General features: G+C 62.7%; 23 protein-coding genes. 7 read left to right on the plus strand and 16 right to left on the minus strand.

Annotated elements, in window-relative coordinates; all coding sequences use genetic code 11:
* Nucleotides 1-48 precede the first annotated feature (48 nt).
* From HT585_RS16400 to HT585_RS16425, 6 genes are all read left to right on the plus strand, one after another.
* On the plus strand, nt 49-1,326 hold the full coding sequence (locus HT585_RS16400) for an ABC transporter substrate-binding protein (protein WP_176353926.1): 1,278 nt from the start codon (nt 49-51) through the stop codon (nt 1,324-1,326).
* A 102-nt stretch (nt 1,327-1,428) separates the two neighbouring features.
* On the plus strand, nt 1,429-2,289 hold the full coding sequence (locus HT585_RS16405) for a carbohydrate ABC transporter permease (RefSeq protein WP_176353927.1): 861 nt from the start codon (nt 1,429-1,431) through the stop codon (nt 2,287-2,289).
* The gene (locus tag HT585_RS16410) at nt 2,289-3,110 is read left to right on the plus strand and encodes a carbohydrate ABC transporter permease (protein ID WP_210270427.1); all 822 of its coding nucleotides are present in this window, start codon (nt 2,289-2,291) and stop codon (nt 3,108-3,110) included. Before HT585_RS16405 ends, HT585_RS16410 begins: the two co-directional genes overlap by 1 nt.
* 17 nt (nt 3,111-3,127) lie before the next feature.
* Nucleotides 3,128-4,174 carry an NAD(P)-dependent alcohol dehydrogenase gene (locus tag HT585_RS16415; RefSeq protein ID WP_176353928.1) on the plus strand — a complete coding sequence of 349 codons (1,047 nt, stop codon included), beginning with the start codon at nt 3,128-3,130 and terminating at the stop codon, nt 4,172-4,174.
* A 3-nt stretch (nt 4,175-4,177) separates the two neighbouring features.
* Nucleotides 4,178-5,269, plus strand: a complete 1,092-nt coding sequence (locus tag HT585_RS16420; RefSeq protein ID WP_176353929.1) for an ABC transporter ATP-binding protein — start codon at nt 4,178-4,180, stop codon at nt 5,267-5,269.
* Nucleotides 5,270-5,443: 174 nt separating this feature from the next.
* A complete protein-coding gene (locus HT585_RS16425; RefSeq protein WP_176353930.1) occupies nt 5,444-6,256 on the plus strand; it encodes a nickel-binding protein in 813 nt (270 codons plus the stop codon).
* Here the strand turns inward: HT585_RS16425 and HT585_RS16430 are convergent.
* The 12 genes from HT585_RS16430 to nirK form a co-directional block, all read right to left on the minus strand.
* Nucleotides 6,253-7,605, minus strand: a complete 1,353-nt coding sequence (locus HT585_RS16430) for a siroheme synthase family protein (protein WP_246707704.1) — start codon at nt 7,603-7,605, stop codon at nt 6,253-6,255. The genes HT585_RS16425 and HT585_RS16430 overlap by 4 nt on opposite strands.
* Nucleotides 7,577-10,234 (minus strand): nitrate reductase, encoded by a 2,658-nt coding sequence (locus HT585_RS16435; protein ID WP_176353931.1) that lies wholly within the window; start codon nt 10,232-10,234, stop codon nt 7,577-7,579. Before HT585_RS16435 ends, HT585_RS16430 begins: the two co-directional genes overlap by 29 nt.
* A 2-nt stretch (nt 10,235-10,236) precedes the next feature.
* The gene (gene nirD / locus HT585_RS16440; protein ID WP_176353932.1) at nt 10,237-10,587 is read right to left on the minus strand and encodes a nitrite reductase small subunit NirD; all 351 of its coding nucleotides are present in this window, start codon (nt 10,585-10,587) and stop codon (nt 10,237-10,239) included.
* A 4-nt stretch (nt 10,588-10,591) separates the two neighbouring features.
* A complete protein-coding gene (gene nirB, locus HT585_RS16445; RefSeq protein ID WP_176353933.1) occupies nt 10,592-13,051 on the minus strand; it encodes a nitrite reductase large subunit NirB in 2,460 nt (819 codons plus the stop codon).
* A gap of 6 nt (nt 13,052-13,057) precedes the next feature.
* Nucleotides 13,058-13,858 (minus strand): ABC transporter ATP-binding protein, encoded by an 801-nt coding sequence (locus tag HT585_RS16450; protein WP_176353934.1) that lies wholly within the window; start codon nt 13,856-13,858, stop codon nt 13,058-13,060.
* Nucleotides 13,859-13,872: 14 nt separating this feature from the next.
* Nucleotides 13,873-14,766 (minus strand): nitrate ABC transporter permease, encoded by an 894-nt coding sequence (ntrB, locus tag HT585_RS16455; RefSeq protein ID WP_176353935.1) that lies wholly within the window; start codon nt 14,764-14,766, stop codon nt 13,873-13,875.
* Nucleotides 14,767-14,829: 63 nt separating this feature from the next.
* Entirely contained in the window at nt 14,830-16,122 is a 1,293-nt protein-coding gene (locus HT585_RS16460; RefSeq protein ID WP_176353936.1) for a CmpA/NrtA family ABC transporter substrate-binding protein, read from the minus strand.
* Between the two features lie 354 nt (nt 16,123-16,476).
* A complete protein-coding gene (locus HT585_RS16465) occupies nt 16,477-17,772 on the minus strand; it encodes a CmpA/NrtA family ABC transporter substrate-binding protein (protein WP_176353937.1) in 1,296 nt (431 codons plus the stop codon).
* Nucleotides 17,773-17,827: 55 nt separating this feature from the next.
* Nucleotides 17,828-18,415 (minus strand): ANTAR domain-containing response regulator, encoded by a 588-nt coding sequence (locus HT585_RS16470; protein WP_053248712.1) that lies wholly within the window; start codon nt 18,413-18,415, stop codon nt 17,828-17,830.
* 256 nt (nt 18,416-18,671) lie between these two features.
* Nucleotides 18,672-19,373 (minus strand): Crp/Fnr family transcriptional regulator, encoded by a 702-nt coding sequence (locus tag HT585_RS16475; RefSeq protein ID WP_245298424.1) that lies wholly within the window; start codon nt 19,371-19,373, stop codon nt 18,672-18,674.
* 119 nt (nt 19,374-19,492) lie between these two features.
* Nucleotides 19,493-20,410: an SUMF1/EgtB/PvdO family nonheme iron enzyme gene (locus tag HT585_RS16480; RefSeq protein ID WP_425513751.1), complete on the minus strand. Its 918-nt coding sequence runs from the start codon at nt 20,408-20,410 to the stop codon at nt 19,493-19,495.
* A 110-nt stretch (nt 20,411-20,520) separates the two neighbouring features.
* On the minus strand, nt 20,521-21,663 hold the full coding sequence (gene nirK, locus HT585_RS16485) for a copper-containing nitrite reductase (RefSeq protein WP_176353939.1): 1,143 nt from the start codon (nt 21,661-21,663) through the stop codon (nt 20,521-20,523).
* A gap of 336 nt (nt 21,664-21,999) precedes the next feature.
* Between nirK and HT585_RS16490 the strand changes: the two genes are divergently transcribed.
* Nucleotides 22,000-23,223: an NnrS family protein gene (locus HT585_RS16490; RefSeq protein ID WP_176353940.1), complete on the plus strand. Its 1,224-nt coding sequence runs from the start codon at nt 22,000-22,002 to the stop codon at nt 23,221-23,223.
* Between the two features lie 78 nt (nt 23,224-23,301).
* Here HT585_RS16490 and HT585_RS16495 read toward each other — a convergent pair whose 3' ends face one another.
* The 4 genes from HT585_RS16495 to HT585_RS16510 form a co-directional block, all read right to left on the minus strand.
* A complete protein-coding gene (locus tag HT585_RS16495; protein ID WP_176353941.1) occupies nt 23,302-23,610 on the minus strand; it encodes a metal-sulfur cluster assembly factor in 309 nt (102 codons plus the stop codon).
* Nucleotides 23,597-24,133, minus strand: a complete 537-nt coding sequence (locus tag HT585_RS16500; RefSeq protein WP_176353942.1) for a DUF2249 domain-containing protein — start codon at nt 24,131-24,133, stop codon at nt 23,597-23,599. Before HT585_RS16500 ends, HT585_RS16495 begins: the two co-directional genes overlap by 14 nt.
* Entirely contained in the window at nt 24,130-25,494 is a 1,365-nt protein-coding gene (locus HT585_RS16505; RefSeq protein ID WP_176353943.1) for a heme-copper oxidase family protein, read from the minus strand. Before HT585_RS16505 ends, HT585_RS16500 begins: the two co-directional genes overlap by 4 nt.
* Before the next feature lie 135 nt (nt 25,495-25,629).
* Nucleotides 25,630-25,920 carry a DUF2249 domain-containing protein gene (locus HT585_RS16510; protein WP_176353944.1) on the minus strand — a complete coding sequence of 97 codons (291 nt, stop codon included), beginning with the start codon at nt 25,918-25,920 and terminating at the stop codon, nt 25,630-25,632.
* Nucleotides 25,921-25,974 lie beyond the last annotated feature (54 nt).

Here is a 25,974-nt window from a genome sequence, read left to right on the forward strand (position 1 = left end):
TGAGGAGTTTCCGGCGCGCGTCGTTACGACCTTGGGGAGGTCCATCACATGAGAAAAGCCAGAAAGCTCGTTTCGAGCATCGCCTTCGCATGCCTTCTTTCCAGCACGGCATCGACCGTTGCACTTGCCGCCGAATGCACTGAAACCATCAAGGTGCTCGCCCAGCCGCGGGACGGTCTCACATTGCTCGAGGACTACAAGGCCGAGTTCGAGAAGCTCAGCGGCGGCGCGTCGTTCGAGATCGACTACCTCAATGAAAATGACCGCCGCGCGAAGACCAAGGCCGACGCTTCGACGATCGGCAAGTACAATGTCTACTACATCGACGAAGCCAACGTCGCCTTGTTTGCCTCGGCCGGCTGGGTCGCACCGCTTCTGGACTACTATCCCGCGGACTACGATTACGCCGACTTCGATCCCGGCCGCCAGAAAGTCGCCACCTATGACGGCAAGGTCTGGTTTGCCCCGATCACCGGTGGCGGCGACCTCATGGTCTACCGAAAAGACCTGCTCGAAGCGGCAGGCATAGCACCGCCGAAGACGCTTGATGAATACATCGCCGCGGTGAAGAAGCTCAACCAGCCCGACCTGGGCATTTACGGCACCGCGCTTCGCGGCCAACGGGGCTCCGGCGCGAATGTCTGGCGCTGGATGCCCTTCTTCAAAGGCTTCGGCGGCAACTGGTTTGACGGCAAGACCCCGGTGTTTGACGGCGAGCAGGCGATAAAGGCGACCGAAACCTATCTCGAGCTCTTCAAATACTCCGCGCCCGGCAGCCAGACCGGCGGTTGGGACGAGGCCGTTGGCGCCTTCACCTCGGGCCAGGTGGCGATGCTGATCGAATCCACTCCGCTTGTCGGCATGGCGATCGATCCGAAATCGTCGAAGGTCGCCGGCAAGGTCGGCTATCTGCCGCCTCCGGCACCGCTGACGGGCGGCGGCTACGGTCACGGCCTGGCCATCGGTGCCAAGGCCAACAAGGACGAGGCGTCCAAAGCCTGCGCCGGCTTGTTCGTCGCCTGGGCGACATCGAAGGAAAACGAGAGCCGGCGGCTGGAGGCCAATCAGTTCAGCGAACTCAATCGCACCAGCATCATGACCAGCAAGAAGTTCGCCGAACTCTACGGTCCGGATCTCGGCCAGGCGCTGGCCGACACCGGCAAGGTGACCGCCGTCAACTTCTGGCAGAACCCGCAATGGCCCGATCTGGGCGACCGCTGGGGCATCATCCTGGAAGAGCTGATCACCGGCACCCGCACCGACATCAAGGATGGGCTCGACGAACTCGACGGGTTCGCCAAGGAGCTCGTGGCCCGCAGCCAATAGGCGGGCAGCCCCGACCGAATGCTCCGGCAAGACGGCCCTCTTGCCGGAGACGCTTCAGACCGCCGGAAGCGCGCTCGCCCCTTGCCGTAGGATGACTACACCATGAAACAGAAAACCAGTTTGCCGGCGGTCTTCCTGACCCCGGCGATGATGATCCTGGCCGTGCTCGCATTCGTGCCGACTGTCTACGCGATCTATATTTCCTTGCAGAACCGCGAACTCAGCCGCCCCGTCGGCGACTTCGTCGGGCTCGCCAATTATATCGATCTCTTCTCCGATCGCCGCTTCATCAACGCGATCGGCGTGTCGCTGACATGGGAGGCAGTGACGGTCGGCATGACTTTGATCGTTGCCGTCGGCCTCGGCATATTGCTGTTCGAATGTGCCGCTCCGCGCATGCGAAACATGCTGGCCCTGCTTTTCCTGATGCCGGTGATCCTGCCGCGCGTCTCGGCGGCCTTCGTCTGGAAGTTTGCATTCCATCCGCTCTACGGCATCGCCACTTACCCCTATAAGGCCATCACCGGCCAGCCGCTCGATTTGTTGTCCAACCCGGCAACCGCGCTTGCGACCGTGGCTCTGGTCGACGTCTGGCAATGGGGGCTGTTCTTCGCGGTCATCGTGCTCAAGCTGCTGGAGACCTTGCCGCCGCAACCCTTTGAGGCGGCCCGTCTCGACCATGCCCGCACCTGGGAGATCTACACCCACATCGCCATCCCCATGCTGAAGGCGCCGCTGATTTCGCTCGCTTTCGTCAAGATGATCGAGTCGCTTCGCGCTTTCGACCTGATTTACGTGATGACGCGTGGCGGCCCCGGCATCACGACGGAAACGCTCGACATGTACGCCTTCTCGCAAGGGTTCATCGAGTCCGGACGGATTTCCTACGCATCGAGCATGGCCGTCCTGATGATGATCGCCACCTCGATCGCCTTTACCTTCATCTGGAAGAGGGTCCAGTGATGAACGCCCACATGCTCGGCCGCGTGGTCGGTCGCATCCTTCTCTTCCTGGCAGCGTTCTCCGCCGTCTTCCCCGTCTTCTGGACGTTGCTCAATGCCTTCAAGAACCGGGTCGATATCGTCACGCCGACCCCGCTGTTTATCTTCACGCCGACGCTCGACAACTTTGCCTATGTGCTCGGCCGCGAGAGCGTCTTTGCCGGACTGATTAATTCGCTGATCATCTCGGGTGCCTCCGTTCTGATCGGTGCGCTCCTGGGGCTTCCCGCCGCATACGCGATTGCGCGTTACCCCAATCGCTGGTCGGGCGATATCCAGTTCTTCGTGCTTTCGCTGCGCTTCCTGCCGCCGGTGGCGATCGCCATCCCGCTGATGGTCATCTGGCTCGATTTCGGCCTCTACGACACGCGCCTCTCGATGATCGTCACCTACAGCCTGCTGACGCTGGCAACCGTCATCTGGCTCAGCGTGCCGGCGTTCGCGAGGGTACCGAAAGAAGTCGAGGAGGCCGCTCGGGTCGATGGATACGGGCCCTATGCGATCTTCTTCCTGGTCGCGCTGCCGATCGCACTCAGATCGCTGATCGGCGCCGTTGCCTTCGCCTTCGTGCTGGTCTGGAACGAGTTCCTGATCGCGCTGATGCTGACGACCTCCGATGCCAAGACATTGCCGATCGTCGCCTCCGAGCTGACGCAGCTTGGCCGCGACGTGCCCTGGGGCATCCTCAATGCCTCTGTCGTTCTCCTCTCGATACCACCGCTGCTCTTCATCGGAGTGCTCAGCGGCATGCTCAACAGCGCCTTCAAGCGCAAGACATCGTGACAACAAGGAAAGCATTCATGCAAGCGTTGGTCCTCGAAGAGAAGGGCGTCCTGTCGCTGAGGGAGATCGATCTCCCCCTCGAATTCGGCCCGGATGACGTCAAGATCGCCATTCATACCGTCGGCGTCTGCGGCAGCGACGTGCACTACTACACCCATGGCGCGATCGGCCCCTATGTCGTGCGCGAGCCGATGGTGCTCGGGCATGAGGCTGCGGGAACCGTCATCGAAATCGGCAGCAATGTCGGCAATCTGCAGGTCGGCGACCGGGTCTGCATGGAGCCGGGCGTGCCGGACCTGTCCTCACGCGCCTCGAAACTCGGTCTCTACAATGTCGATCCGAAGGTGCGCTTCTGGGCAACGCCGCCGATGCACGGCGTGCTGACGCCGGAGGTGGTGCACCCGGCCGCTTTCACATACAGGCTGCCCGAAAACGTCTCCTTTGCCGAAGGCGCCATGGTGGAGCCCTTCGCCATCGGCATGCAGGCAGCCGCCCGGGCCCGCATCGCGCCTGGAGACGTGGCGGCAGTCATCGGCTGCGGACCGATCGGCATCATGGTCGCGCTTGCCGCACTGGCAGGCGGATGCAGCCGCGTCTTCATCTCCGACTTCAGCGCTGAGAAGCTTGCAATCGCCGGGCAATATCCGGGCATCACGCCGGTCAATATCTCCCAACGACCCTTTGGCGAGACGATAGCTGCGGAAACCGGCGGCTGGGGCGCGGATGTCGTCTTCGAGGCAAGCGGCAGTGCCAGGGCATTTGCCGACATCTTCGACCTGGTTCGACCCGGCGGCGCCCTCGTTCTCGTCGGCCTGCCTGTCGAGGCGGTCACGCTCGATGTACCGGGCGCGATTTCGAAGGAGGTCAGGATCGAGACCGTGTTCCGCTACGCGAACATCTTCGACCGCGCGCTGCAATTGATTGCATCAGGGAAAGTGGATCTCAAGCCGCTGATTACCGAGACATTCCGCTTCAAGGACAGCATCCGCGCCTTTGAGCGGGCCGCAGCTGCACGTCCGTCCGACGTCAAGCTTCAGATTCTCATCGGCAGCGGGGAGGAATAGGTCATGGCCAATATCGTCTGTTCAAACGTCGACAAACAATATGGTGCCGTCAACGTCATCACGGATTTCAACCTCGACGTCGCCGACCATGAGTTCATCGTCTTTCTCGGCCCGTCCGGTTGCGGCAAGTCGACCCTTCTCAGGATGATCGCAGGGCTTGAGGATATCTCCGGCGGAACGGTGGTAATCGGCGGAAAAACCGTCAACGAGCTGCCGCCGCGCGACCGCGGTGTCGCGATGGTGTTTCAGAACTACGCGCTCTATCCGCACATGACAATCTACGACAATATTGCCTTCGGGTTGAAGCGAATGAACGTGCCAAAGCCGGAGATCGACCAGCGCATTCGCGCGGTGGCTGCGACGCTCGGACTTGAACCCTACTTACAGCGCAAGCCGACCGAGCTTTCCGGCGGCCAGCAGCAGCGCGTCGCTATCGCGCGCGCGATGATCAAGACGCCGCGGGTGTTTCTCTTCGACGAGCCTCTCTCCAATCTCGATGCGAAGCTTCGCAACCACATGCGGGTCGAAATCGCGCGGCTGCATCAGAAACTGAAGACGACGACGATCTACGTCACCCACGACCAGCTGGAGGCAATGACGCTCGCCGACCGGATCGTGCTGATGAAAGGCGGCGCAATCGAGCAGGTCGGCACGCCGGCCGAGATCTACGACCGACCGAGAACGCTGTTCGTTGCGGGTTTCATCGGCACGTCGAACATGAACTTCATCGATGTGTCGGCAGAGAAGGTGGAGGACGGATGGACACTGCGCAGTGCCGGCGCGGATTTCCGTGTTTCCGCCAAGAGGTTTGCACTGGCCCCGGGACAGAAGGTCGTTCTCGGCATTCGCCCCGCCGACTTGCAGAAGCAGGAACCCTCGGCTGCCCGCACGAACGTCGTCGCCGGCATCGCCGATCTCGTCGAATTTCATGGCAACGACGCACTGGTGACGTTTGTCTTTGCCGGTTGCGAAATCGGTGCACTGGTCAAGGCCAGCGGCTGCCCGAAGCCGGGCGATCCGGTTTCCTTTGTCGTCAACGAGGACAGCATCCATCTGTTCGATCAGGCCACGGGACTGTCGCTTCTGAAATCGTGACGACACGGCGCTGGTCCCTCTGCCATGCTCTTGTCCCGGGTGATGCCAGCGATCCTATGCGCCCGTTCGTTCGAGCCGTCATGCTCGCCGCAGCGCTGTCCGAGATAGACGATAGTCCGGGACTGTCGTAGACTGCGGGCCGGCTGTGGCGACGGTCCCTTGGGGAGCGAACGAATGCCTATCTTCATGGACCGGCACGATCTTGCGGGCGCTTCTGCCGAGGATGTCGCCGAAGCGCACCTGAAAGATCTCAGCATCCAGGATCAGTATGGCGTCAAGTTCCTGACCTACTGGTTTGACCACAGGCGCGGAACGACGTTCTGCCTCATCGATGCGCCGGATGCGGAAACCGCACAGTGCGTGCACCGGGAGGCACACGGGTTCATCGCAGGCGAGGTGGTGGAGGTAGCCCTGTCTGCCGTCGAGGCATTTCTAGGGCGAATACAGGATCCGGAGGCGGCAGGTTCGATCTCTAAAGACATGGACCCCGGCCACCGGGCAATCCTTTTCACCGACATCGTTGGGTCCACCGAAATGACATCGCGTCTCGGCGATCGCATGGCCACTGAACTCATCAGAGCGCACGACGCCCTCGTTCGCAGCTGCCTGGGACGCCTGTCCGGTCGGGAGGTCAAGCACACCGGGGACGGAATAATGGCGGCATTCTCCTCCGCGGCGTTCGCAGTCGACTGCGCGATTGATATCCAACGCGAGTTCCACCGCTACAACGCAGGCAATGGCGAGCCTATCCACATCCGCATCGGACTGGATTGTGGAGAACCTGTCGAAGACAGCAATGATCTCTTCGGCACGACGGTGCAGCTGGCAGCAAGGCTCTGCGCTGCCGCCCGTAGCGATCAGATCCTGATATCGGAAAACATATACCAGGAGTATGGCAAGGCCGATGTCTTCACGCACGGCAGCCGCCACCGACTTAAGGGATTTGCAAAACCGATCCTGGCCTACCGGTGCGAATGGCTGAACTAGCCGCGGTTTGCGCTCGACCCGGAGGTGATCAGAATTGCAAACCTTGCAAATGCATCCGCGATTGACCGGCCGCTTCGCGGAGGACTGCGGTCCGCCGACCGCTTCGCCTCGTGCGCGATACCGTGTTCGAAGGGCCCGCCCCGATCCCGGCCCGGTCCGGAGCGAAGCTTTGACGGTTGCGTTGACCATCGGCCCGGACGACGAGAGATGGGATCGGCAGGATTCCGCAGGGGGAGCGGGACACAAAGCCGGTCAATTTCGCTACTCGTGACCGCAATACCTGGGACGACGTCAGCCAGAATGCCCTGGTGGCGCAACCGGGCGATCTCTTCGCCGGTGCGCGCTGATGTCACCGGATCACCGGACGTCAGTCGGACGACACGTTTGCCGGCACGCGCCAGCGACACCACCGTGTCGTTGACGTCCTCCTGGCCATGGCGCGTGCGGCCGCTGCGCTCATCGACGAGAAGGCGGGTGGCCTCGCGCCGCGCAAGTTCGAGCACCTCATCGGAAACGCCGGCGTCGAAAAGGATGATATCGGCCGCCTGAAGGGCACGCACCGCCTTCAGCGTCAGATGCTCCGCCCCACCGGGGCCGGCGCCGACGAGCGTGACGCGGCCGGTGTCGGTCCGGTTCGCCGAGAGGCGATCCATTTCCGTCACCAGCCGCATCTCGACACCCTCCTCCGGTGTCGCCTGAAAGGCCCGATCGACAAAACGTTCCCAGAAGGCGCGCCGCGCGGCACCCGGCTTCAACCGTGCATTGACCGTTTCGCGGAGCGTCTGGGCGAGCGAGGCCCAATCCTTCAGCGCCGGCGGCAGCAGCGTCTCGATGCGCCTGCGGATCGCCTGTGCGAGGATCGGCGCCGCACCATCCGTCGAGATCGAGACGACAACCGGGGAACGGTTGACGATCGATCCGAACTGGAACTGGCAGTAAGCCGGCTTGTCGATGACATTGGCGGGGACGCCTGCATCCCGCGCTGCCTGACAGAACGCCTGCGCCTCCTCCTCTGTTTCGCAGTCGGCAATTGCGAGCGCCGCACCGGCGAGTGCCTCGGGCGTCCAGGCCACGTTGTGATGTACGAAGCTGCCCCGTGGGTGCGGGGCGCGGCCCGCGATCAGGCCCGCACAAACCTCTCCCAGATCCTCGATCGGCGCATAGACGTGAACCTCCGCGCCGCAAGCCGCCAACAGTTCGGCTTTCCAGGCGGCGCCGTCGGATCCGCCAACAACCGTGACACGGTGGCCCTCTAGCGCCCAGAAAACCGGCAGCTTCGCCAGAGGCATCATGCGCGACCGCTCGGCGCGCAAGGGGTTTTCATTCCGCGGCAGCAGCAAGGCACCCATCGACGATCCCCCTGATCTCGGCGCGGCAAGAGCCGCAATTGGTTCCGGCATTCAGCGTCTGACCGACGGCTTCGACGGTGCGGCAGCCGTTGCGCACGGCTGCGACGATCTGGGTGACGCCGACATTGAAGCAGGAGCACACGGTCGCCCCCGGATCGGACTTGTCCGCGCCCGGCCGACCGGCCACGAGCGCGAAGCGCAGCCGCAGATCGGCATGCGAAGCGGTAAGCTGCTCGACCGCCCAGTTGCGGGCAACGGCGACAGGCTCCGGTGCGAGATAGAGCGCCAGCAAAAGCCGGTCCCGATCGAAAAAGGCAAGCCGCCGGTGGCCGGACGGTCCGTCGGCGTAGCCGATAGGCTCCATATCGCCTGGAATGTCGAAGGTGCTCCGACACCAGGCGACCCAATCCGCAGGCGTCCTATCGAAGGCCAATTCCAGCCGCCAGCCGCCCTTTGCCTTGGCAAGCGCCCAATAGGTGCAATCGAGCCCTTGAGGCTTTGCGGCACTGACCGCAAAGCCATAGGTGGAGGCGGCGAAACGGCGGGCGGAAACGGCAACGTTCTTGGATGCGGGTTGACCGGAGACGGGGTCGGTGATCGGCGGCACCAAGGCATCGATGCGCGCCTTGGCCGCGAACTGGTCGCTCCAATGCATCGGTACGAACAGGTTGCCGCGCGCCTGGCGTTCGGTAATCAACGCCCGGACGATTGCGGCGCCATAGGGGCTTTCCAGCGCCACGAGATCGGCGGGCGACAGACCAAGTTCCATCGCGTCCCGCGGATGGATCTCGGCGAAGGGCTCGCCGATATGGGCCGAAAGCCGCGCGCTTTTTCCCGTCCGGGTCATCGTATGCCAGTGATCGCGCACACGGCCGGTGTTGAGGGTGAAGGGGAAGGCTTCGCTGAGGCGATCGGCGACCTCGCCTGCGGCCGCGATAAAGCGCGCGCGACCATCCGGATGATAGAAGCCGCCGTCGGCGAAGAAGCGCGTCGCCGCGCTTTCCGTGCCGCGCGGCTGCGGCCATTGGAATGGCGTCAACGCATCATAGCCGGCAGTATCGATCGAGGCATGGGCGCCGATATCGAAATCGCGCCTACCGTCATTTTCAAAACCGGAAAGACCGGCATGTTCGGCAAAGATTTCGGACGGCGATGTGTAGGCAAACGCGCCGGAAAAACCCATGCGATGCCCGACTTCGGCGAGTTGCCACCAGTCGGGACGCGCCTCGCCTGGGGGCCGCAGAAAACCGCGCTGGCGGGAGATGCGGCGCTCGGAGTTCGTAACGCTCCCATCCTTCTCGCCCCAGCCAAGCGATGGCAGCAGCACATGGGCGTGGCGCGTGGTATCGGTCTGCTTCAAGACATCGGAAACGACGACGAAGGGGCAGGCCTTGAGGGCCGCCTCGACCGCATCGGCATCCGGCATGGAGACAACGGGATTGGTCGCCATGATCCAGATTGCCTTGATGCGTCCGTCGGCAACAGCGCGAAACATGTCGACGGCCTTGAGGCCCGGCTTCGACGGCAGCATCGGAGCGCCCCAGAAGCGCCTGACCTGATCGCGGTGCCCGGCCTTCTCGATGTCCATATGGGCCGCAAGCATATTGGCGAGACCGCCGACCTCGCGACCGCCCATGGCGTTGGGCTGGCCGGTCAGCGAGAACGGCCCCATGCCGGGCCGGCCGATACGGCCCGTCGCCAGATGACAGTTGATGATGGCATTGACCTTGTCGGTCCCGGCCACCGACTGGTTGACCCCCTGACTGTAGCAGGTGACGACCTTCTGCGTCGTTTCGAACAGCCGGAAGAAGGCGGACAGCTCGGCTTCACCAAGCCCTGTCGCACGCGTCAGCCCCTCGGCGTCCAGTGCGCAAGCGGCCGTGAAAGCCTCAGCGAAACCGCTGGTGTGAGCGGAGATGTAGGCCTGGTCGACAGACGGGCTAGCGGCCAAGTGTGCAAACAGACCATTGAACAGCGCGACATCGCCGTCCGGCCGGATCGCCAGATGCAGATCGGCGATATCGGCGGTCATCGTGCGGCGTGGATCGATGACGACGACCCGCATCTGCGGCCGTGCGGCCTTGGCCGCCACCAGCCGCTGATAGAGGACCGGATGGCACCAGGCGAGGTTGGAACCGGTCAGGACCACGAGATCCGCCAGTTCCAGATCCTCGTAGCAGCCCGGCACCGTATCGGCACCGAAGGCACGGCGATGGCCGGCCACCGACGACGACATGCAGAGACGCGAGTTGGTGTCGATGTTGCCCGAGCCGATGAAGCCCTTCATCAGCTTGTTGGCGACATAATAGTCTTCCGTCAGCAATTGCCCCGAGACGTAGAAGGCAACCGAGTCCGGCCCATGCTCGGCAATCGTGCGCGAGAACCGCTTGGCAACGCGGTCGAGCGCCTCATCCCAATCCACCGATCTGCCATCGATCTCGGGGTGGAGCAGCCGGTCCTCGAGATCGAGCGTCTCGGCGAGCGCCGACCCCTTGGAACAAAGCCGGCCAAAATTGGCCGGATGATCCGGGTCGCCCTTCACGCTAACGCTGCCGCCATCGCCAACCGTTGCGATCACGCCGCAGCCGACACCGCAATAGGGACAGGTGGTCTTGACCTCGGTTGCCATGACTACTCCGCCGCGATCATCAGGCTTTCGAGTGCGATGAACAGCGCGCCGCCATCGTTGCGCACGGGAATCGTGCGCACGGCCCCGTCGTCCGCGCCCAGCGCCTTGCCGGTCTCGAGTGAGATCACCCAGTTGTGTAGCGGGCAGGTGACCGCCGTGCCGTGGACGATGCCCTGCGACAGCGGCCCGCCCTTGTGCGGGCAATGGTCCTCGATGGCGAAAATCTCGTTTTCAGCGGTGCGGAAGACGGCGATCTTGCCTTGAGGTGTTCGCACGCAGCGTGCGCCCCTCAAGGGAATGTCGGAAATGTCACCGATCGAATGCCAGTTTTCTGTTGGCCAGTTCGTATCCATAATCTCACTCCGCCGCCTGCGAAAAGCCGACCGTCGCCATCGGCCGGAACTCGTGCTTGTCCTTGCCGGAGACGCGCTCCGACCAGGGATCGACCTGGGCGAATTTCTGGCTGAAGACGAAGCGGTCGAAGAACGCCTTGCGCCGTTCGGCATCGTCCATGATCTGGCGGCGGATCTCCTCGACGCCAATGCGCTTGGTCCATTTGTAGATGCGCTCGAGATAGCGGGCCTGCTCGCGATACATCTGCGTCAGCGCGACGATGTGTTCGAGCGCCTCGTCCTCGGTCCTCACCAGGCCGAGAACCTCTGTGCCCTTGATGTCGAGCCCGGCGGCGCCGGCGAAGTGGATCTCGAAACCGCTGTCGACGCAGATGACACCGATGTCCTTGCAGGTGGCCTCTGCGCAGTTTCTGGGACAGCCGGAGACCGCCAGCTTCAGCTTGGCAGGCGTCCAGGATCCCCACATGAATTTTTCGATGCGGATGCCGAGGCCGGTGGAATCCTGGGTGCCGAACCGGCACCAGTCGGAACCGACGCAGGTCTTTACCGTGCGCAAGCCCTTGGCATAGGCTTGGCCCGAGACGAAACCGGCCTTGCCGAGATCGGCCCAGACGGCGGGCAGATCTTCCTTCTCGATGCCGAGAAGATCGATGCGCTGACCGCCGGTCACCTTCACCATCGGGATCTCGAACTTGTCGACCACGTCGGCGATCGCCCGCAGTTCCCCCGAATTGGTGACGCCGCCCCACATGCGCGGAACGACCGAATAGGTGCCGTCCTTCTGGATGTTGGCGTGCACACGCTCGTTGATGAAGCGTGACTGATAGTCGTCGGCGTATTCGTCGGGCCAATCGCTGACGAGATAATAGTTGAGCGCCGGCCGGCATTTGGCGCAGCCGCAGGATGTCTTCCACTCCAGTTCCTGCATGACGGCAGGAATGGTCTTCAGCCCCTTTGCCTTGATCAGTCGACGGACATCGTCGTGGCCGAGTTCGGTGCAGGTGCACATCGGCTGGACGGCGGCGGGATTGTAGGCTTCGCCCAATGTCAACGACATCACCTGCTCGACGAGCCCGGTGCAGGATCCGCAGGAGGCGGATGCCTTGGTGTGGGCGCGCACCTCGTCGAGCGAGGTCAGTCCCTTGCCGGTGATCGTCGCGACGATCTTGCCCTTGCACACGCCGTTGCAGCCGCAGATTTCCGCATCATCCGGCAAGGCTGCAACGGCCGCCGTAGGGTCCAGCGGGGACCCTCCCTGATAGGCCTGGCCGAAGATCAGGGTTTCGCGCATGGCGGTGATATCGGCGCCCTTCTTCATCAGGTCGAAGAACCAGGATCCGTCCGACGTCTCGCCGTAGAGCACGGCGCCGATGATGCGGTTGTCCCTCAGCACGAGGCGCTTGTAGACGCCGGCGGTCGCATCGCGCAGGACGATTTCCTCGCGCCCCTCGCCGTCGGCAAAATCGCCGGCGGAGAAGAGATTGATGCCGGTGACCTTCAGCTTCGTATTGGTGACCGAGCCATGATATTCAGCCTCGCCGCCGGCGAGCCTATCGGCAAGCACCCGGGCGCTCTCATACAGAGGAGCCACCAGGCCGTAGCAGGTGCCGCGATGTTCGGCGCATTCGCCGAGCGCGTAGACCGCCGCATCCGACGTCATCATGCCGTCGTCGACGACGATGCCGCGGTTGACGGCAATGCCGGCCTCCTTCGCCAGATTTGACGCCGGACGAATGCCGACGGCCATGACGACCATCGAGCCCCCGATGATGCGGCCGTCTTCGAGTTCGATGCCCTCGACCTTCGTTTCGCCCAGGATGCGCTTGGTGTTGGCCTTGGTCACGATCTCGATGCCGCGTTCGGTGAGCGCCTTTTCGAGCAGATAGGCGGCGGCCGGATCGAGTTGTCGCTCCATGATCGTCGGCATCAGGTGAATGACGGTGACGTCCATGCCCTGACGCTTGAGGCCATAGGCGGCCTCGAGACCGAGCAGCCCGGCGCCGATGACGATCGCGCGGCCGCCATCCCTGCTGCCGGCGAGCATTTTCTCGACGTCGTCGAGATCGCGGTAGGCAAGCACGCCGGGCAGCTGGTGACCGGGCACGGGAATGATGAAGGGGCTGGAGCCGGTGGCGATCACCAGCTTGTCATAGGTGGCGGTGATACCGTTTTCCGCCGTGACCGTGCGGGCCGCCCGGTCGATCTGCGCGACCTTGGCGCCCTTGTGCAAGGTGACGCCATTTGTTGCATACCAGGCGTCGTCGTGGATGACGATATCGGTATAGGCCTTTTCGCCTGACAGCACCGGCGAAAGCATGATGCGGTCATAGTTGACGCGCGGCTCGGCGTTGAAGATCGTGACGTCGTAGCGGCCTTTCGCCTTCTCGAACAGTTCCTCGAGCATGCGGCCCGGCGCCATGCCGTTGCCGACGATCACGAGTTTCTCAGGGGTTTGATGAGCCATGGGAAATCACTCCGCAGCTTCGACGAAACGGTGGCGCTCGTAGAGGAACTTGAGCACCGCTTCGCGGCATTTGAGGTAGGTTCGGTCGGCGGCAAGCTCGATGCGCCGGCGCGGACGGGCAAGCGCCACGGCGAGGACCTCGCCGATGCGCGCCGACGGGCCATTGGTCATCATCACGATACGGTCGGAAAGCAGCACCGCCTCGTCGACATCGTGGGTGATCATCAGCACGGTGTTGCCGAGCTCGGCGTGGATCTGCATCACCTGGTCCTGCAGGTGGGCGCGGGTCAGCGCATCGAGCGCGCCGAACGGTTCGTCGAGCAGCAGAACCTTCGGTTCCATGGCCAGCGCCCGGGCAATGCCGACGCGCTGCTTCATGCCGCCGGAGACCTCGGACGGACGCTTGTCGGCGGCATGCGCCATCTGCACCAGCTCGAGATTGCGCATCGTCCAATCATGGCGCTCCGCCTTGGACTTCGTCGAACCGAAGACCTTGTCGACCCCGAGGCGCACGTTCTCGTAGACCGTCAGCCAGGGCAGGAGCGAGTGGTTCTGGAAGACGACGGCGCGGTCCGGGCCCGGCTCGTCGGCAACGCGGCCGTCGAGCAGCACCACGCCGGTGGTGGCCTGAGTGAGACCGGCGACGATGTTGAGCAGCGTCGACTTTCCGCAGCCGGAATGGCCGATGATCGAGATGAATTCGCCCTTTTCGACGGAAAGCGAGACCTGCTTCAGGACCTCTGTCCTGACGCCGGCACGTTCAAAGCTCTTGTCGATCAGTTCAAGCGAGAGATAGCTCTTGGTCATGATCTTTACCTTTCTCACGCGGTGGCAGTGCCGCGGGTGACGACGCGGCCGACGAGGGCGATGAGACGATCGAGGAAGAAGCCGACGATCCCGACGTAGATCAGCGCAACGATGATGTCGCTGATCAGCGACGAGTTCCACGCATCCCAGATGAAGAAGCCGATGCCGACGCCACCGATCAGCATTTCGGCGGCAACGATGGCGAGCCACGAAAGGCCGATGCCGATGCGAAGACCGGTGAAGATGTAAGGGGCCGCCGCCGGCAGCATGATCTTGCCGAAATATTCGAAGGCGTTGAGCCGCAGGACCTTGGCGACATTCTGGTAGTCCTGCGGAATGTTGCGGATACCGACGGCGGTGTTGATGATGATCGGCCAGATCGCCGTGATGAAGATCACGAAGATCGCCGAGGGGGTACCATCTTGAAAGGCGGCCAGCGACAGGGGCAACCAGGCAAGCGGCGGCACCGTGCGCAGCACCTGGAAGATCGGATCGAGGCCGCGCATGGCAAGCTGGCTCTGGCCGACCAGCGCGCCGAGCGCGATGCCAACTAAGGCAGCGAGCGCATAGCCGATGGCCACCCGCTGCAGGCTCGCCGCAATGTGCCAGAACAGACCCTGGTCGACGCCCTGGCCGATATAGAAGGGATGGGCGATCAGCTCCCAGCTTTCCTCAAGCACCCGCGTCGGAGCCGGCAGGCTTGAATCGGGCGCCGAACAGACGATCTGCCAGGCGACAAGGATCAGCGAAAGCGTGACGATGAGCGGTGCGACATTTGCGGCCCCGGCGGCGAACCGTGCCAGCAGCGGACGGCCGGTTGCCTGCTTTACCGAGCGGGTAAAGGCAATCACGGGGGCGGCAGGCCGCGGCGCCGACTGGTCCTTGAGTTTGAGGTTGGTGACGGACATACCATTCTCCTTGGAATTCGAAACCGGATGCTGGCGAGCGACGCCCGCCGGCACCGCGATGGCTCAGGCGACGCGCGAAATAGAAAGGCTCTTGAGATAGGCCTGCGGGTCCGCGGGATCGAAAACCTTGCCGTCGAAGAATTTTTCGATGCCGCGCGAGGTCGAGGACGGGATATCGGCAACGCCGAGATCCTTGGCCGCCTCGCGCCAGATGTCCTCGCGATTGACCTTGGCAACGAGCGCCTTGATATCGGTATCGGGCGCGAACTTGCCCCAGCGGATATTCTCGGTCAGGAACCAGGCGTCATGGCTCTGGTAGGGGTAGGAGGCGTGGTCGCGCCAGAACTTCATGAGATGGGGACTGGCCTCGACGAGCTTGCCGTTGCCGTAGTCGTATTCACCCTTCAGCCGGTCGACGATGTCCTTTGGCGGCACGTTGAACCAGCTGCGCTTGCCGACGATCTTCGCCAGCTCTTCCTTGTTGGCCATGTCGTCACACCATTGCGCCGCTTCCTGGATCGCCATGGTGAGCGCCTTGGCGGCGCGCGGGCTCTTCTCCACCCAGTCGGCGCGCATGGCGAAGGATTTTTCCGGATGCTCGTTCCAGATCTCGGCAGTGTTGACGGCGGTATAGCCGATCTTCTGGTTGACGAGCTGCTCGTTCCAGGGCTCGCCGACGCAGAAACAGTCCATGGTGCCGACCTTCATGTTGGCGACCATCTGCGGCGGCGGGACGACGATGGTTTCGACATCCGTGTCCGGATCGATGCCGCCGGCGGCGAGCCAGTAGCGCAGCCACAGATCATGGGTGCCGCCGGGGAAGGTCATCGCCACCTTGGCCGCAGCGCCTTCCGCTTTCTTCCTGGCAAAGGCTTCCTTCAGCGCAGACGCGTCCAGACCGACCTTGAGATCGGCATAGGCGCCACCGACGGAGATCGCCTGCGCATCAAGGTTGAGGCGAGCGAGGATGGCCATCGGCAACGTCTGGTTGTTCTGAGTCACCTTGCCGGTCGAAATGAGATAGGGCATCGGCGTCAGGATGTGGGCGCCGTCGATGCCGGCACCGGCCGAACCGAGCACCAGATTGTCACGTGTCGTACCCCAGGACGCCTGCTTGACGACGTCGACTTCGGTCATGCCGTACTTGTCGAAGAAGCCTTTCTCCTTGGCGATGATCAACGGCGCGGAGTCTGTCAAAGCAATGAAGCCGAGTACGGCCTTGGTGGTCTCGGGACCGGCCGATTGCGCAAAGGCGCCAGTCGGGAAGGCCGTCTTGGCGGCACCGAGCAGGGCGGCCGTCGCTGTGGTTTTCAGCAGGCCGCGGCGGGTCAATCCGCCAGTCGAAAACTTGATCATGCGCAGGTTCCTCTGCTGCTGCCGGCAAAAGCCGGACATAAAAAAACGCCGCTTGGTGATTGCGTCCGGGATCAGGAGGAATCCTCGGGAAACAAAAACCGTGCGACGTCAGTGTCTCTGGCAAACGCGATCTGGCGTTTGAACTCGCTCCAATCGCCGTTGACCGAAGCAATCTCTAAAATGCAAAGGTCGTGCCAGTTCGAATGGCCGCGACATAGATCATTGATATGAAAGGAGAAAAACTCGATCGATACGAGTGCACAACAAAATAGCCATTACAGACTCTGCTGAATTAATGTGCGCCGCACACAACAGGTCTGGCCACTCTGCCCAAACAAGCAGCGCCGGACGACGTCAGTTTTCTGCGTCAAATGCCGATGCGCTGCCTGCGGCGCGGACGGGAAACCCCTCGACATAGGCCTCGATAGCAGTCGGGTCGAAGATATGCCCGTCCATGAAGCGGTCGTCGGCAGATGCGCCCTCAATCCCGATGTCGGACCCGATTGGCGTAGCATCATCCCCGAGAGCGAGGCGATAGAGATCCGGGCGATAGGCAGACGCCGCCGCCGTCATCCCGGCCGGGGTGATCCTCACCTGCCCCCAGCGTGCCATCTGGCTGTAGATCCACAGCGCATGGCCGGAGCGGGGATAGTTGGCGAAGCCGCGATGGAAGACGAAGTAGTCATCGATGACCCGGCGTTGTCCCTCCGCGTCGATGGTGAACTCGCCGGAAAGCACCCGACGGATGATTTCGACCGGGGCGCCGACATAGCGCTGGTCGGCAAGCACGTCGGACAGGCTGTCGCGATTTTGCGGATCGTCGCACCACCGCGCGGCGGCATCGAGCGCCACGATCAACCGCGAAACGGTCTCCGGATTGGCCTCGGCCCATTCGGGGCGCATGCCGATGACTTTTTCCGGCGCCGACGGCCAGATATCCTGCTTGGCGGCAACAATCCGGCCGACACCGCGCTCGGACGCGACCATGTTCCAGGGCGCACCGACGCAGAAGCCATCGATCGCGCCGGCGGCGAGCGCATCCGAAGTCATCGGCGGCGGCACGACCACGAGCTTGACGTCACGATCCGGATCGATGCCGCCGGCGGCCAGCCAGTAGCGGAACTCGTAATTGTGCGAGGAAAATGGATAGGTGACACCCAGGGTCGGCGGCGCTTCGCCATGCGACGTCATGCGCCGAAGCACGGTGGCGAGCGCCTGGGTATTGGCAAGCGCGTCACCAATGCCCCCAAGCCCCCCCTCCTCGACCATCCTGGCATAGAGCCGGTTGGACAGCGTGATGGCGTTGCCCCCGCGCCCGAGCGAGAAGGGCGCGATTGCCGGCGACGGGTTGGAGCCGAGACCGAGCATGGCCGCGACCGGCATCGGCGAAAGCATATGGGCAATATCGAACTGCCGGAAAGCCAGGCGATCACGAACATTGGCCCAGGAAACATCCTTGACCAGATCGAGCGTCAGACCTTCCTTGTGGGCGAAGCCGAATTCGCAGGCGACGACGAGCACCGACGCATCGACAAGCGGGATAAAACCGGCGCGCAGCGTGCGGGCGCCCTCGCCGCGCAGCTTTTGCGGCGCCGGCAAACCGCGGCCGGTCGAGGCCTGACCACTGCCGATACCGCTGAGATTGGCCATGACGTTCACTCCACTCACTCCTTGCAGCAAGCCGATATGCGACGCGTCTTTCCCATCACATCAACAGGCCGGCGGCCGTCACCACGCTTTGCGCGATTTCCGACATCTTCTTCTTTTCGTTCATCGCCGTCTGGCGCAGTAGGGCGAAGGCTTCTTCTTCGGACAGACCGCGGATCTTCATCAGGATCCCCTTGGCGCGCTCGACGACCTTGCGCTCCTCGAGCGCGGACCTTGCGTCCGCCAACTCCCTCTGCAGCCGGCTGAAGGCATTGAAGCGACTGACCGCCATGTCGAGGATCGGCTTGACGCGCTCCTTCTTCAGGCCGTCGACGATGTAGGCCGATACGCCTGCCTCGACCGCTGCCTCGATCGAGGCCGTGTCCGAGCGATCGACGAACATCGCGATCGGCCGCCCGACAGTGCGCGTCAACTGGAAGAGATGCTCCATCATGTCGCGATTGGGGTTTTCGATATCGATGACGATGACATCGGGCCTGAGGCTGTCGATGATGCGCGCGACGCCCTGCACCTCGTGAATGACGGTAACTTTGCGATGGCCCGCCTCGTGCAATCCTTCCTCGATGATCGAGGCACGGATGGCGTTCTCGTCAATGACGAGAATGGTGAGGTCGCGGTTTGTCATGGCGTAATCATGATGCAGCGCAGCAATTTGCGCAACAGATTTGCCTATTTTCTTGACAAATTTGTCATGGACTAAATTTTAGGCAATTTGCGCATCCTATTGGCGCCAAGCGGGGTCATCACGAACCAGCGCCAACGGATGGGCGCAATGACGCCACGTCGCCGACCGGCGGAAACGACCTGCAGAGAACTGCGAGGATTGAATACCAAGCGCCCGGGCACCCGAGCGAAGCGGCTCGACAACCGAAGTGGCAAACCTAGTTTTTCTCGACCTGTTCGGCCAGCCGCCGCAGCCCGACCAGATCACAGAGCAGCAGCTTCTGCCGTCCTCCCTGCACCAGCCCCCGCCCCTCCCAGGCGCTGAGAATGCGTGAAACCGTATGTAGGGTTGTGCCGGTCATCTCGGCAATGTCCTGGCGGGAGATCGGGAAATCGATACGCACACCGAGCTCTTCACGTTTGCCCGCCTGTTCGGCGAGCCGCAGAACCGCGTGCGCGACGCGGCGCTCGACTTCCTCCGTCGACATCTCGCGAATGCGGGTATGCGCCTCGTCGAGCCGCTGGCCGATCGTGTGCATCGCATTGATGGCCAGATGCGGATTGCTCTCGACGAACATGTTCCAGAGCTCGGTCGGCCAGGCAAGAACCAGGCTTTCCGTCGCGGTCATCGCCGTGCCGGGGTAGTCGCTGCGCTGCAGCGCACGGGCAAAGCCGAACAGATCGCCCGGATTGACGACCCGCACGATGATCTGCTGGCCGTCACGGGTGACCTGGGTGACCTTAAGGCGCCCGTGCAACAGCAGGTAAAACGAGTCCGCCGCGGCTCCCTGTTCGAACACGGCCTCGTTCTGAGGCACGCGCCGTACCGTCGCATGCGCAAGAAGCTTGTCCAGCTCCTGGTCGCTCATCTTCTGAAACAGCGGGAGGGATTTGACGAGTGTTCGGTCCAGTGCAGCCACGTCGTTTCCTGTCTCCTGCGCATCGATTATGCGGGCTGCTATATCACGTGCGATCGGACGGCAGAAGCGGACAGCAATCCGTCATCGCCCCGACGGGGCGATAATAAAGGCCTGCGCTGTTACACCGCACCAGGAAAACGGCGCTCGAAGGCGTAGAGCATCTTCGCATACCAGCGATCGTCGCGAACCAGCCGGAAGCCGAGATTGTCCGGCGGCACGCCGACGGCACACCCGCCGCTCTTCGGATCGCGAATAAAGAAGCTCATCGACGCGCGGTGCTTGCCGTCGACGACGTAGATGCCACAGGCCGGCGCCTCCTTCAGTACCTCGCCGTTCTCGCCGACCGTCACGCGACGGTGACAGGTTTGCGTCCACTCCCAGACGTTGCCGTCGAGATCGGCGACGCCGAATTCGTTCTCGCCAAACGTACCTGATGCTTGCGGCATCGGGTTCTTCGACTTCTGCCGGGTGGATTCGCGCTCGTAGTCGGCAAGCCACCGCAGCGCCGGATTGTCCTTGCTGCCGTCGATGCCGAGCGCATCGTCGGGAAACTTCCTGCCGGCGGCAAAGGCCCATTGCCGATCGGTCGGCAGCCGCCAGACTTCGCCGGTCTTTTCGGTCAGCCAGGCGGCATAGTTGCTGGCGTCGGTGTAGTTGACTCCGGTCATCGGCGTATCGTTGCCAAGGCTTGCCGCCGGCTCGCCTTTTTCGCAGGCGCCGGCTTCGACGCAGCGTTGATAGTCCGTACGACTAACCTGGTACTTCATGATCCTGAACGGTTTCGAGAGCGTCGCATCGACAAGCGGCGCGTCGACGGCAAAGCCATTCTTGATGAAGTGTCCCTCGGCCCGATACTCCATGCGGCGCGGCTCGATCGTCACCGTCACCGGCGCTTCGACGCGTGTATCGACCGATGCGTCGAGATCATCCAACAGCCCGACCTTGGCCGAAAGCACCCCGCCGATGGCAAACAGCAGCAGGGCTGGAACGGCAACGGAAAACACCGAGACCGAATTCTTGTGACGTCTATCGCGCATGATCTTCCCCATCTTATGGCATGCGCCGGAGGATCCGGCGCATGCGCTTGCCGCTGGCTGGTGTCGTCCCAAGGCATCTTCGGACGACACGGCCAATTATGGTGCCGCGATTACATCGAAGCCGGCTTGACGACCGAGGTCATCAGATCGTCGTTCCACTCGCCGGTGACCTTGAAATGCCCGGCTGCACCGAGTTCAAACGCCTCGATCAGGTTGTGGTTGACGTAGGCGTAGATGCCCGGCTGGCGGAATGTGTAGAAGGCCGCTCCGGCGGTTCCGCCCGGAATGAACCAGGTTTCCTGGTCGAGCTCCGGCGGGTTGCGGAACTTGCCGGTCGCCCAGACGTAGTCGCCGTGTCCGCCGATCAGGTGTGGCCGCGTATCGCGGTTGGCCTGCGAATGGATGACGAGCACATGCTCGCCCACGGCCGCCGTCAGCGCCTTCTCGCCGGTGAGCGCTCCGACCGCGCCATTGAAGACGACGTGGGTCGGCGTCAGCGTGCGCATCGCCTTGACGGTGTCTTCGTAGGCTTCGCCGGGGGTTTCGTATTTCTTGTAGTTGCCGGCCTCGTCACGCGGGATGTAGAAGTCCTGCTCGCCCACATAGTAGACCTTGTCATAGGTCAGCGGCTGGCCCTTCTCGTCCTTCAGCCCGTCGCGCGGCAGCACCATGATGGCGCCGTTCATGCCCGAGGTGACGTGCCAGGGCACCATGCCTTCCGGCGCGCAATGGTAGACGAAGACGCCTTGCTTGGTCGCCTTGAAGCGCAGGGTCGTTTCCTCGCCGGGGTTGACCTGCGTCAGGCCGCCACCGCCCAGCGCACCCGTTGCTGCGTGAAAGTCGATGTTGTGCAGCAGCGTGTTGGTGGCGGGATTGATCAGCCTGAGTTCGACATAGTCGTTCTCGTGGACAACCATCAGCGGGCCGGGAACCGAGCCGTTGAAGGTCATGGCATGCACCTCGGTGCCCTCGCCATCAATGACCAGCTTCTTTTCTTCGATGGTCATGGTGAACTCGACCACACGCGGGCCGGTCTTGGCGACCTGGTCGTGGGCGTGAACGAAGGGCGGCGCAACGAGGTCGACCTTGACCCGTTCCAGTGTCGCAATGTCGACCGGTGCCGCGCCCGTTGCCGCGGGAGCGGCGGCCGTGGCGGCCTGGGTCGAGGTCGCCGTCAGGATCGGCGTCAGCGCGCCGGCGAAGGCGGCGCCGGCCAGTATCGTCCGGCGGGTCATCTGCAGCTGTTCTGTCATCATTGCTCTCCTTGGGCATGACCGCGCGACCGGAGTGGTCGTCCGAAAATCATGCCGATATTCAGCGTGTTAAGGCGGCCTCTGCCGTCCCCGGCGGGCTCGCCTCAGGTTTTGACCACCGGTTTTTCAGCAGTCATGTCTCAAGTAGAACCGGGAGCGGATAGCGTCTTTGTCATGGAACAAATCGGCCGAGGAAGGAGACGTTTTTCTGCAAATCGTCGCGCGGGACCGCGTTGGCTGAGCTCTATAATTGCGTTTTCGCAAAGAGGCCTTGGCAAGCCCCGGATACATCGATCCCATCCACCCGTCCGCTTGAAGAAAGAACAGGATCGAACAATGTTTAGTCTCCTCAGCAAACCAAGACCCAGCGGAGGAATCCCGCGCGGGATCGCCACCACTGGTCCCGTTCTCTTTTCCTATGGCTTTAGACCATTTTTTCTCGGTGCCAGCCTTTGGGCGATCTTCGCCATGGTCGCATGGATCGCCGCCCTGATCACGGGCGTCGACATTGCCGGCGCCTACGGGTCTATTCATTGGCACGCGCACGAGATGCTGTTCGGCTTCTCGTCCGCCGTTCTCGCCGGCTTCCTTCTGACCGCGGTTCCGAACTGGACCGGCCGGCTGCCCGTTTCCGGGTGGCCGCTCGCCTACCTCTTCGGTCTATGGCTTGTCGGGAGATTGGCGCTGCTGGCAACGGATGTCACCGGAGTGATACCAGCGGCCCTCATCGAAGCGCTATTCATGCCGGCATTGCTCGCGATCTGCGCGCGGGAAATCATCGTCGGCCGGAAGTGGAAGGATCTGAAGGTTGTCGGCGGACTGGTTCTGCTTTCAGCCGCCAATCTCTGGTTCCACATGTCCGTCATCCGTGAGCTGGACGTCGATGCGGCGGCACGGCTGGCGATCGGCGCCTATGTCATGCTGATCATGATCGTCGGCGGAAGAATTCTGCCGAGTTTTACCCGCAACTGGCTGAACAAATTTGGCCGTACCGATTTTCCGGTTCCCTATAACCGCTTCGACACTGCGAGCATCCTCGTCGGTGTCGCGGCTCTCGCCTCATGGACCTACGCGCCCCTGCATATCGTCACTGCGGCCGTCGCAGCCATAGCCTCGTTAATGCAGGCGGCCCGGCTTGTCCGCTGGCGCGGCTGGACCACCTGGCCGGACAAGATCGTGTTCGTCCTGCACGCTGCCTATGCCTTCGTCCCGCTCGGCTTTGCAGCGGTTGCCGCCGGTGCAATTGAGATCCTCGACCCGTACTCAGCCATGCACGTGATGACTGTCGGTGTCATGGCCTCGATGATGCTGGCCGTCATGACACGCGCAAGCCGCGGACACACGGGACGGCCCTTGGCTGCCTCGTACCTCAGCTGCGCCGCCTACGTCGCCATCATCGGCGCGGCGCTGGCGCGGCCTTTCGCCGAAATGCTGCCGACGCATTATCATCACCTGATCGCATTATCAGGGGCGCTCTGGATCACAGCCTTCGCGCTGTTCTGCATCGAATACGGGCCGATGCTGGTTCGCGATCGCCGCTCGCCACGTGGGGCCGCCTAGCGACTGCGGGAAACTCACCCTGCACAAATGAAAAGGAGGTTGACGCAGATGCGGCAACCTCCTTGAGACGTTTTCCGGTTACTGCGCGATCGAGGTCTCGAGCATCATCTCCGGGGTCCATGGCGGTTCGTAGGTGAGCCGCACTTCGGCGTACTCGACGCCCGGCACATACCAGACGCAGTTCTGCACCGCCTCCTTGAGAAAGGCGGTCGCCGGGCAGCCCTTGATCGTCGTCGTCATCGTCACCCGGGCAAGGCCACCCTCCTGCACGGCGATATCGTAGATCAGACCGAGATCGACGACATTGGACCCCATCTCCGGATCGACGATCGTGCGCAGGCTATCGCGGATCCTGTCGACCAGCTCTTCGCTTTCAGTCTTCTGCATTGTCGTGCCCCTTGCGGCCGCCGACGCGGATCAGGATGCGGTAGGTCTCGCCGGCTGCGTCGAAGTTGCCGGCCCATTTGTGGCCGCGCTTGGCAAGCTCCGGGTAGAGAAACAGTGGTTCGCGCGCCAGCAGTGCGAAAAGCACCTCGCCCGCCAGCATCTTTTCCACGACGGCGAGGATACGGACCATCGGTTCGGGCGGATCGAGGTCCGTCAGGTCGAGTTGGCGCGCGGGATCCGGCCAGGTATCGAGATCCGTATCGCCGGCCGAAACCCTGATCTCATCCACCTGTTCCTCCGGCGTGAACAGGACTTCCCAATCGCCATTCCCGAGAGGCTGATCCAAGTAGGCAAAGCCGCGGCCGGCCATGACACTGAAGAGCGGCACCGGCCTAAACGTCGCGATCAATTTCAGCGGCTGGCCGGGTGCGAGACCGTCGACGGCGTTCATGATGGCCTGGAACGGATCGCTGCCGCTCTTCAGAAGCGGCCTGACGTCGAGCTCGTAGGGGTCTTTGGTCATGGTTGTCTCCGTGACTGAAACGATGGGAAGAAAAGATGCGGACCGGTGGGCCCGCCGGGAAGTCGAAGATTGCTCGGGACGTTGCTGAGCCGCCGTGTTGCCACGAACTCGAAGACCAGCGCATTGACCGCAATCAATTGGCCAAGACTGCTGGCTCGAAACAGCCATGCGTTGTCGAGATAGAGAGCGACCGAGGCAACGGCCACGGTGAGATAGAAGAGCCGGAACCAGAACGCTGCACGCGTCTCGACGACCAGATCCTGAACCCGCGGCGTCGGCATGCGTCCGAGCAGAGGGCCGTAACATTCGAGCCAGGTGATGAAAGGCACGATCTTGTAGAGCTGCGCCAGTCCCATGCCGGTCAACCAGCCGAAGGTGATTAGATAGACGAGCGGCCCCACGCCTTTGTCGATCTGGCCGCTGATGAGCGAAGCCACGAAGATGACGGTGGCGACAATCAGTGCGGCGAACGCGCCGATGCCGGCGCGGCTGTTGAGCTCGATCAGCCTCCGTTTGCGCCCGCGGTAGATCCTGACGATGTCGGCCAAGTAAATTCCGATCGCGAGCACGCTGGCGAGCGCGGCAACGACGAGCAATGTTGTCCGCCCGGCAAAGCCGGCAAGGATCATCGGCACGATGCAGACCATCATGCCGAGGGCTGCAGCGCCCAGTATCCAGACGGTCCTGCTGCTGCGTCGTTCCCGGTCGGGGGACAACATGAACATGGTCAGGAGCCGGTAGCTGACCCCCATGGTGGTAAAGCTCAACCAACCACCCAGCCCCAGCGCGGCATGAAGCGAAACACCTTCGAGCGTCAGATCGATCGCGCCCGGCGCGTCGGCAAGTCCTGAAAGGACGAATGCGTAGGTGCCACCAAGCAAACAAGCGATGACAAGCGATCCGAGGCCTGCAGCGACGAACCGCGCCGGCAACGGCAGCGGACGCGCATGCCACAGCGTTGCGGCAAAGACGATGACGAGCAGAGCCAAACCGGCAATCGTCACCGTCGCACCCGCTGGGAGCAGGAGCGGTGAAAGGCCCTCGGTGCCTGCGAGGCTGGCAAAGCCTAGGACCAGGCTGGTTATGCCGACAACCAGCAGCACCAAAGCTGGAAAACCCAGATGCGGAAACGAAAGCGGCCGACCAACGAGAACAGGCACGAATTGCAACAGGGCTCCCGCCATCAGCAGGCTGAGCCAGCCAAGTGTAATGGTATGAACGAGTGCCAGGGTTTCAGGAGCGTCGATGGAAGAAGCCGGATATCCGAAGCCGAGAACCATCATCATCTCGCCGATAGCGAGAAAAATCAGCGCCGCCGCGAAATAGGACATCGTCCAGCGGGAAAGCGTGGCTCCGAACATCTTGGTTCATCCCGAACGGTTAGCATTCCCAGAAAAAGTGAGGAGCGGTTTTCCACCGGGAAATGCGTATTGACAACGAAATTGCGCGTCTGCGGCCCCGCCCAAACCGCAAACGCTTTGGCTGTGGGCGCCCTTTCAGTGGCCGCTGCTGCTACCGCAGCAGCAATCGCAGCCGGAAGCCTGTTGCCGGCCGATCTGCACCCGCCAGACGTCGGGCCCGTTTTCAAGGTACTCCCAGGTGAATTCGCCGGGATAACGGCTTTCCAGCTGGTAATGCAGCGGGCGGGGATCATGGTCGTTGACGATGATGAAGGAGCCACCTTCGGCCAGGGCGTTGAGCATGCCGAAGATCTTCGGGTGGCGCTCGACGGGCGGAATGGTGCGCACGTCGATAAAGGGCTTGGTTGCTGTTTCTGCGGTTGTCATCTCAGTCCGTTCAGGGCGCCGTTGTTGCCTCAGCTTCCGGGACACGCCGACGCA

Source organism: Ensifer oleiphilus, from assembly GCF_013371465.1.
Lineage (GTDB): Bacteria > Pseudomonadota > Alphaproteobacteria > Rhizobiales > Rhizobiaceae > Ensifer > Ensifer oleiphilus.